Genomic DNA, 8,197 nt, shown 5'->3' with positions numbered 1-8,197 from the left:
CTGCAATCTCTTCTCTCCAATAGAATGCAGAAATTACTTCGCAGCCGCAGGGTATGGACTCACATGAAAGTCCGCCGCTCTAGGCGGTCTCGGCAATTTTCAGCACGGCGTCGATCTCGGCCATCACCGTTGCCGGCAGCGGCCCTTTCTCCAGCGCACCGAGATTGTCCTCGACCTGCTCGGGCCGCGTGAAGCCGGGAACCGGCAAGGCGATTGCCGACTTGGCGAGTATCCAGCCGAGCGCGCCTTGCGCAAGCGTGCGTCCGCCCGAGGTGAGCAGGTCGCGGATTGCCGAGAGCCTTGACAGATAGTGCGGGTTGGCGGCGCCATCCCTGAAAAACACCATCCATTCGGCATTCCCGCCGCGCACATCGTTGGTGGGCAGCCGCATGGCCGGCGTGTATTTGCCGGTGAGCAGCCCCATTGCCAGCGGCAGCCGGCTGAACGAGACGAGGTTCTCGCGCGCCGCAACGGCCATCAGCTCGTTCGCCGGGGTAAACACATTGAAGTCGTTCTCTACGGCGACGAACCCCTCGCGCGGCGCGTAGGCGGCAAGCCGTTCGCGGTGATCGGTGCTCCAGCCGAAGCCGCCGATCTTGCCCTCTTGGCGCAACAGGCCGAGCGTATCGAACACCTCGCCGGCGCGCTCGATCGGATACTCGTTGATATGTAGCAGCACGACGTCGATACAATCCCGCTGCAGGCGCTGCCGCGAATTGTCGATCGATGTCCGGATTGCCGCGGCAGAGGCATCCTCGGGTGCGATCTTACGCGTTTCGGGATCGCCGAAATAGCCGACCTTGGTGACGATGACGGCTTCGTCCTTACCCCTCAACGCCCGCCCGAGGATCAGTTCGGCATTGCCGGCGCCGTAGGCGGCAGCCGTGTCGAACACCCGCGCGCCGATCTCATAAGCCATCGCCAGCGCGGCTTGCGACCTGATATCGTCGACCTCGCCATAGATTGTCGCCGTGTCACGCCAACGCGCGGGGCCACCCGCCGCCCAGGTGCCGATGCCGATGCGCGGTACCGAGCGGCCATCCCAAAGCATCATCATCTGCATGCCCGGCTCCTCAACGACGCAAGCTGGCGTGGCGGGCACGCTCGCGGATCTCTTCGCGAGAAATGCCGGCATCCGCCAGTGTGCTGTCCCGGGCCTGCCTCAAGCTCGCAAGCGTCTGGCGATAGGCAATCCAGCGGGCGAAACGGTATCGAAGTTCATCCAACATGATCGTCTCCTTTGGTACGCAGAATGCCTGCGCGCCTGGGTTGGTCGGAAGCGCAAAACCTCTGCGCGAATCGCATGCGCGATCGAAAGGGTTCAGTTCGCTTCTTGGCCAGCCGAGGCGCTTGTCCCTGTCCCGCCGGGCAGGATTGTCCAACGCCTCCAATGCCTGCATACTTGCGCACGATGCCCGCTTTGCGCTACAGCCACGGTCGCAAGGAGTTTTTCATTTCTGCAAAATGGATATCGGCTGGGACGATCTGAGGTTGTTTCTCGACGTTGCGCGGCTGGGTGGCTTGAGCGCAGCGACGGGAACAACGCGCCTCAGCGCAGCCACCCTTGGACGACGCGTCACCGCGCTCGAAAAGCAGATCGGCGAACCTCTATTCGTGCGCCAGCAGACCGGCTACCGGCTGACCCCGGTCGGCGAGGAACTGCTGCGGCGCGCCGAAGACGTCGAGGCGGCAATGCAGTCGCTGACCCGCTGGCGCGAGGGAAACCTGCCCGACCGCATTGTCCGCGTCTCGGCCGGGCCATGGACCTCGGCCTTCGTTTCCGCCCATATCGGCGAGATCTGGACGGTCGATGACGGCATAAGGGTAGAGCTTGTCACCACCACCGACCGGGTCGACATCGGCCGCCGTGCCGCCGACATCGGCATCCGCAGCGAGCGCCCGACCGAGCAGTGGCTGGCCGGCCGTCAGAGCGGCAAGGTCGCCCACGCCATTTATTCCGGACGTCACCTGATCAACGGCATCGCCGCCGGATTGTTCGTCGGCGTCACCGGCGAAGGCGCAAACATTGCCTCGGCGCGCTGGCTGCAAGCCCATCACGGCGACCGCATCGCCGTACGCGGCAACAACACCCATTCGGTGCGCGAACTGGTGGCCGCCGGCGCCGGCCTTTCGGTCTTTCCGTGCTTCGTCGGTGACGGCGATCCGCGGCTGGTTCGCGTTGCTCAGCCTATCCCCGAACTTGAAACCGACCAATGGATCGTCACCCATCACGAGGAACGTCATTCCCCGCCGGTACGGAAAGTCGCCGACCGGATCGCCGCCTTGATGCGGGCGCACCAGCCGCTGTTTCGCGGCGAGACGCCGATCCGGTAAGCCTCAGGCATCGATCGGCCGCCAGTGGATCAAAATCAGATATTTTGGTGGGCCGGACGATGGTAGCGCCGCCGTTGAGGACGCCGGAGTGCGACGCGCTGCTCGTCGAGATCCTTGCCTTGGGCGAAGAGAGCGGTATAAACCGATCAGCACCGGGCCGCCTATCCGGTCACTCGTCCTCCTGCCGGCTCATAGCCGTATGCTTCGCCCTTACGCAGCACGCGGCCGATGCCCGGCCAGCCAAGGTGCGCGCCGGCGATCCACGTCCCCGCCTCGGCCGCGTCACTGAAAACCTTTAGGCGGGTTGCGCGCGCGGTCAGCTGATCGTCGTCATAGCCCCAACTGAACGCGGGATTGCCGAACTGCAAGGCCGGCACATGAACGACGTCCCCGAAGAATAGGAAACGGTCCTCGTCCGAGTCGAACGCGTAGCCGGTATGACCGGCAGCATGACCGGGCAGGGCGACCGCCCTCAATCGCTCACCCACCTGGTCGCCATTCTGGACAGGCTTCAGCAGGGGCCGGAACTGCGCAAGGTGCGCGTAAGCGAAAAAGCTCCCCACAGCCGCCTCGGGAATAGCGATCGCCTTCAAGTTTGGAAAGAGCACTCGGCCGTCGGGGGTCAAAAGTCCGTGCACATGATCCTGATGGGCGTGGGTGAGCGCCAAGACCGTGATCGAAGCCGGGTCGATCTTGGCTTCCGCCATGGCCTGCTCAAGACGCCCCACTGTCGGAGCCCAGCCCCCTCCTCCGCTGTCGATCAGAACGCCGTCAACGCCTGGACCTGCGAGCGCGAAGCAATTGACAGACAGGCGAAGCGCCCCTGCCAACGCAGCTTGCGGCACCGGATTATCCTGCGGGTCCCGCAGAAGGTCCGCCGGCATCTCGATGTAACCGTCCGAGAGCGACCAGACGCGCCACCTCCCTGACGTGCTGCCGAGCACGTTATTGGTTTGCGATGTCACGATCATATGGCCACCTGCCGCAAACGAAAATGGAGGATAGGTTCGATTGTCACTATTGGCTCCCTGCATAATCTGCGCAAAAGCGTGGGGAAACCGATGAAGATCAATGCGGAAAGCACCCGATCTCGATAGGCCACGGATCGGAAGATGATCGTTGACGGATCTGCTAGCTTCGCGGCGATGCCAGCTCTTATTGCATTCCCATGTAGATTCCTCCCTTCGTAAGCTCGTCAATCATCTGATTTATGCGCTTTCGGCGTGTTTCCGGGTGACGGGCGCGCTCGATCCAATGCAAGTAATCATTGCGCTGATAGGGAGGCCGTTGCTCGAAAGCAGTCATCAGATTTGCGGCCTCGAGCTCTGCACGCAAACTGTCGGGCATCTTAGCCAACGGACGTTTCAGCAACTCACATCTCCGCCATTCGAATCCTGATGCTGGAATAGATCACAAGTCAGCCGTCGCGCCTGCGAGACCGCAGCCGGCCTGGCGACAGCCCTTTCAATCGGGTCACGACGCGATTCATATGGGCCTGGTGAGTGAAACCCGCGTGCTGAGCAATCTCGGCCGGCGGCAGATCGCTATTTTCCAAAAGCTCGACCGCGCGATCAACGCGGCGGCGTAAAATGAATTGATGTACCGGCAATTGCGTCGCCTCGCGAAAGGCGGCGGTGAAGGCGCGTCGTGGTATTCCCGCGATTCCGGCAAGATGGTCGATCGACACCCCCTTTTCCAGATCGCCGTCAATCGCAGCGAGGACCCGGTCGAACCGCTGCGAGGTTAGGACCGGAGACTTCTGCTGCCGCTGGCGTGCATGCCCGAGACGGAGCAGGTTCGCGAAAACCAGGCCCAGCGTCCATTCGCGGACGATCGGGTTGGCTGGCGGGTCGCCTTCGAGGCGTCGGCACAACTCGGCCACCAGCGAATCGCGTATCGGTCGATCGGTCAGGATTGCCAGGTCCTCGGGGGTCCCGCCTGCGGATACCAGGAGCCTTGACGCCAGCGCGGAGTCAACGGTGATCATCGTCAGCTCTCGCGGCTCCTCGATCTTGAACCGCGTGGCACGCTCGGGAAGACTGAGCAGCAGGTCGCCGGGGCGGGTGAAGACGCGCCGCAGCCCGCGGCCAAGATCGATCTCTGCATAGGATGAACCGCTGCGAATCACACGCAGCTGAACGACTCCGGCCGGCGCATGGCGATAGTCGCCGGCAGGAAAGAACAACCTCTTTGCACTTGCCGCGGTCACCATCGTTGTACCGGGCGTCCGGACGCAAGTTCCTCCAGGACTTCGATGATCGATCGCCGCATCCTCGATCCTTGATGCCTACACTTTTGCCCGTTTGACTGGTCCACCAGGCGCATCATTTGCCAGGGCAGTCAGTTCACCAATCCGGGGCACAAAGATGTTGTGCAGTGTCTGGGTCATAATGGTCATTTCACGCTGAACTTGCAGTTCCTGTGCGGCGGGAAACAATGTGTCCTGCAAGAAGAGCTCCAGGCCTGCCTTGTCGTCCCATATCTCGATGATGCGATAACCATCGTCTGTGGCATGCGCGATGTGCTGGTAGATGCCGCCAGCGGGCCGTTTCTCCACGCCGATCCGATCGAGGATGCGGCTATAATCTTCGGCCGTCAGGCCGGCAATATCAAGTGTCGTCACTACGGCCATGGTTCATCCTCGCTGCTGATAGTGGTTGTTTGAGGTGGAGTTCTTGGACGGACCCGGATCCTATTGGGCCGATGTCGTTTGGCATCGCCCGCCCTGACGGCGAGTTTGTCTCCCGAACTTCACCGACAGGAGCGGTCTTTGGTCCTCAGCCACCGAGCGCCTCGATGACAAGACGGGCGGTCGCCGCTCCGGAGAAGTTCTGCTGGCCGGTGATCAAATTGCCGTCGCGCACGGCAAAATCGCGCCACAGCCCGGCCTGAACATAATTCGCGCCGAGCGCACGCATCTCATCCTCGATCCGCCATGGCATCAGATGCGTACCGTGTGGCAGCGCGCCCATCTCCCAGACGGCATTGTCGGCGAAGTCTTCCTCGACATTGGCGAAACCCGTAACAGTGCGCCCTTTGGCCAGCAGCTCGCCGGTTGAGAGGCGAGCGTAGCGCAGCAGCGCGACGCCATGACACAAGGCGGCCGCGACCTTGCCGGCCGCGAAAAAGTTGATGAACAGCCGCTGCAACTCAGTTGCGCCTTCGAAGGTGAACATCGGCGCTTGGCCGCCAGCGACGACGATAGCGTCGAACGCGTCGACCGACAGCTCTGCGATGGGCCGGGTCGTCTCCACCAGCGCCGCCAGTTTCGGCGTCGACAGGAAACCGAGCGAGATCAGATCCGTATCCGAATAGCCGGACGGATCGCGCGGGTCGCTCAACGCATCCGCCTCGCATTTGCCGCCCTCAGGCGAGAAGATCGCGACTCCATATCCGCGCTCGGTGAAGGCGAGCCAGGGATGAGTTAACTCGCTCCACCAAAACCCGACCGGCCAGCCTGTGGTAGTTGACACAGCCGGGTTTGAAAGGACCATCGCGACGCGTTTAGGATGCCGCGGGTCGAGTGGGTTGGAATCGCGCACGCTCATCGCGCCATCTCGACTGGTTCGCCAAGATTCGCCCAAATCGTCTTGTATTGGGTGTAGCTTTCCCACGCCTCGCGGCCCTGCTCGCGGCCATAGCCCCTCATCTTGAAACCTCCGAACGGCGCATTAGGATGGTACTTGTGCCAGCAGTTCAGCCAGACCGTGCCTGCCTTGATCCGGTCGGCGAGCCGCAAGGCGCGGCCGAGATCGCTGGTCTGGATGCCCGAGGCGAGCCCGTAGCTCGTATCGTTGGCGATCCGGATCGCGTCCTCCTCGCTGTCGAATGGAATCACCGGCAGGACAGGGCCGAAAATCTCTTCGCGCGATATCCTTAGGTCGTTGGTCGCATCGGCGAAGATGGTCGGCTCGATGAAGAGGCCCTTGCCGTTGACCTGGCGGGTGCCGCCGCCCGCGGCCAGTCGCGCGGTGCGCTTGCCCTCTTCGACATAGCTCAAGACCTTGTCATACTCGCCCCGCGATGCGATCGGCCCGATCATCGTCGCAGGGTCCAGCGGATCGCCGAGCGTCGCCGACTTCGCCATGGCGCTCAGCTTCTCGACGACCTCGTCATAGCAGGCGCGTTCAACCAGCAGGCGCGATCCGGCGACGCAGACTTCGCCCTTGTTCCAGAAGATGCCCCAGAAGGCTGCCTGTATCGCGACATCGATATCGGCATCGGCGAAAACGATATTGGGACTCTTGCCGCCGAGCTCCATGGTCAGGTGTTTCATCGTCCCGGCACCGTTGCGCATGATGCCCTGGCCGACGGTGGTCGACCCGGTAAAGGCGATCTTGCCGACGCGGGCATCGTTGACCAACGCGTCGCCGATGGTGCCGCCCGGGCCGGTGACGAGATTGTAGACGCCTGGCGGCACGCCCGCGTCGAGGATCACTTGCGCCAAGGCGAGGGCCGTCAGGGGCGTGTCGGTCGCAGGCTTGTGAACGACCGTGTTACCCGCCGCGAGTGCCGGCGCGATTTTCGAACAGGACAGCGCGAGGGGAAAATTGAACGGGGTGATCGCAGCGATCACACCGAGCGGCTCGCGCCGCGTCAGGATCCTGATATTTGGTTCGTAGCTGGTACGATAGGCGCCGTCCATCGCGCTCATGGCGAGCCCGCCATGAAAGCGGAACAGTCCTGAGCAGTGCGGCATGATGATATCGCGGAAATCGCGATAGGGCATACCCATATCCATCGCCTCGCGCACCGCGAAATCCTCGGCCCGCTCGTCCATTAGATCGGCGATGCGAAACAGGATCTTGGCGCGCTCCTCATGATGCATCCGCGCCCAGGGTCCTTGCTCGAAAGCCCGCTGCGCGGCCGCGACGGCATCGCTCGTGTCGGTGACGTCCGCCTTCGCAATATCGGTGATCGCCGCCTCCGTGGTCGGATCAAAAGTCGTCGAAGTCTCGCCACTGACGGCATCGCGCCATTGGCCATCGATCAGCAGACGTCCTACTGGAATCGCCTTGCGCCGCGCGGGTAGATAATCAGTCATGAGTCCGTCCGTCCTGTCGAATGAGATTGAAGGAAATTGTCGGCCCCATCCCGCGCCGATAGGCGAGCTGGACCAATAGCAGCATCATCGGCTCGATCAGGCGCGAGGCCGTGAGATCGCCGACATCGACCGGTATTGTCGGCAGATCGGCGAGAAGCCGGCAAACCGCCGCCTTGGCATCTGCGTCATTGCCGGCGACATAGCTCGTCACCGGATCGCCGTTGAGACGCGGATCATCCCTGTCAAGCAATTCGGCAAAGGTCGGAATGCACTTGACGACAAGGGCGCCCCGCGCGCGCCTCTGAACCTCCTCGCCTACAGACGTAGTAGTGCCTAGCAGCATCGTGGAAAGGTCAGGTGCGACTGCATTGGTATTGTCCCAGACGATCTTGCCCGACAAATCGCCAAGCGCGTCCATCGCCAGCTCGAGAGCCGGCCATGGCGTCGCCAGGGCAATTACGTCGGCCCATCTCGCTACTTCGTCAGGGGCACCGAAGCCAACACGGAGGGTTGCCGCGATTGCGCGCAACTTGCCTTCGTCACGACTGAAGCTGAGGCGAATTTCGTGCCCGGCGAGGCCAAGACATTTCGCCAAGGCCTTCCCGAGCGAGCCTGGTCCGATGATCGCAACTTTCACAACTGCCTCCCGACACGCGATCGGGCTTGCCTAGCATCATTGCAGTCGCGCTTATTTCACGAATTGCCCTTGCACGATCGGGCGCACTCGTCACATGGGTCGGCGCCAATTGGCATCCGGATCCGCCGCGCGCTCACGCCCTTCCCGAACATGTCCCTATTGGGCATGTATGTGTGGGCGAC

General features: G+C 62.5%; 10 protein-coding genes. 1 reads left to right on the top strand and 9 read right to left on the bottom strand.

What is annotated here, in order from left to right:
• Positions 1-79: 79 nt before the first annotated feature.
• Together NKK47_RS21845 and NKK47_RS21840 are read right to left on the bottom strand one after the other, a co-directional pair.
• The gene (locus NKK47_RS21845; protein WP_352578219.1) at positions 80-1,063 is read right to left on the bottom strand and encodes an aldo/keto reductase; all 984 of its coding nucleotides are present in this window, start codon (positions 1,061-1,063) and stop codon (positions 80-82) included.
• A 10-nt stretch (positions 1,064-1,073) separates the two neighbouring features.
• A complete protein-coding gene (locus tag NKK47_RS21840; RefSeq protein WP_156937304.1) occupies positions 1,074-1,229 on the bottom strand; it encodes a YjiS-like domain-containing protein in 156 nt (51 codons plus the stop codon).
• Positions 1,230-1,464: 235 nt separating this feature from the next.
• Between NKK47_RS21840 and NKK47_RS21835 the strand changes: the two genes are divergently transcribed.
• Positions 1,465-2,334 carry a LysR family transcriptional regulator gene (locus NKK47_RS21835; protein ID WP_352501394.1) on the top strand — a complete coding sequence of 290 codons (870 nt, stop codon included), beginning with the start codon at positions 1,465-1,467 and terminating at the stop codon, positions 2,332-2,334.
• 161 nt (positions 2,335-2,495) lie between these two features.
• Here the strand turns inward: NKK47_RS21835 and NKK47_RS21830 are convergent, their stop codons facing one another.
• From NKK47_RS21830 to NKK47_RS21800, 7 genes are all read right to left on the bottom strand, one after another.
• Positions 2,496-3,305, bottom strand: coding sequence for an MBL fold metallo-hydrolase (locus NKK47_RS21830; RefSeq protein ID WP_023679475.1), 810 nt, complete (start codon positions 3,303-3,305; stop codon positions 2,496-2,498).
• Positions 3,306-3,489: 184 nt separating this feature from the next.
• Positions 3,490-3,681, bottom strand: coding sequence for a YdeI/OmpD-associated family protein (locus NKK47_RS21825; protein ID WP_031212580.1), 192 nt, complete (start codon positions 3,679-3,681; stop codon positions 3,490-3,492).
• 70 nt (positions 3,682-3,751) lie between these two features.
• On the bottom strand, positions 3,752-4,546 hold the full coding sequence (locus tag NKK47_RS21820) for a helix-turn-helix domain-containing protein (RefSeq protein ID WP_352578218.1): 795 nt from the start codon (positions 4,544-4,546) through the stop codon (positions 3,752-3,754).
• Positions 4,547-4,621: 75 nt separating this feature from the next.
• Positions 4,622-4,966, bottom strand: coding sequence for a hypothetical protein (locus NKK47_RS21815; RefSeq protein WP_023679472.1), 345 nt, complete (start codon positions 4,964-4,966; stop codon positions 4,622-4,624).
• Positions 4,967-5,111: 145 nt separating this feature from the next.
• Complete coding sequence (locus NKK47_RS21810) at positions 5,112-5,882, bottom strand: type 1 glutamine amidotransferase domain-containing protein (RefSeq protein ID WP_352578217.1); 771 nt, start codon at positions 5,880-5,882, stop codon at positions 5,112-5,114.
• Positions 5,879-7,378: an aldehyde dehydrogenase family protein gene (locus tag NKK47_RS21805; protein ID WP_352578216.1), complete on the bottom strand. Its 1,500-nt coding sequence runs from the start codon at positions 7,376-7,378 to the stop codon at positions 5,879-5,881. The genes NKK47_RS21810 and NKK47_RS21805 overlap by 4 nt, the downstream gene beginning before the upstream one ends.
• A complete protein-coding gene (locus NKK47_RS21800) occupies positions 7,371-8,015 on the bottom strand; it encodes an NADPH-dependent F420 reductase (protein ID WP_352578215.1) in 645 nt (214 codons plus the stop codon). Before NKK47_RS21800 ends, NKK47_RS21805 begins: the two co-directional genes overlap by 8 nt.
• Between the last annotated feature and the right edge of the window lie 182 nt (positions 8,016-8,197).

Origin of the sequence: Mesorhizobium sp. M0019 (assembly GCF_040323975.1) — a bacterium.
Taxonomy (GTDB): domain Bacteria; phylum Pseudomonadota; class Alphaproteobacteria; order Rhizobiales; family Rhizobiaceae; genus Mesorhizobium.
The sequence above is the reverse complement of the archived record's forward strand: the minus strand, read 5'-3'. Positions and strand labels throughout refer to the sequence as shown.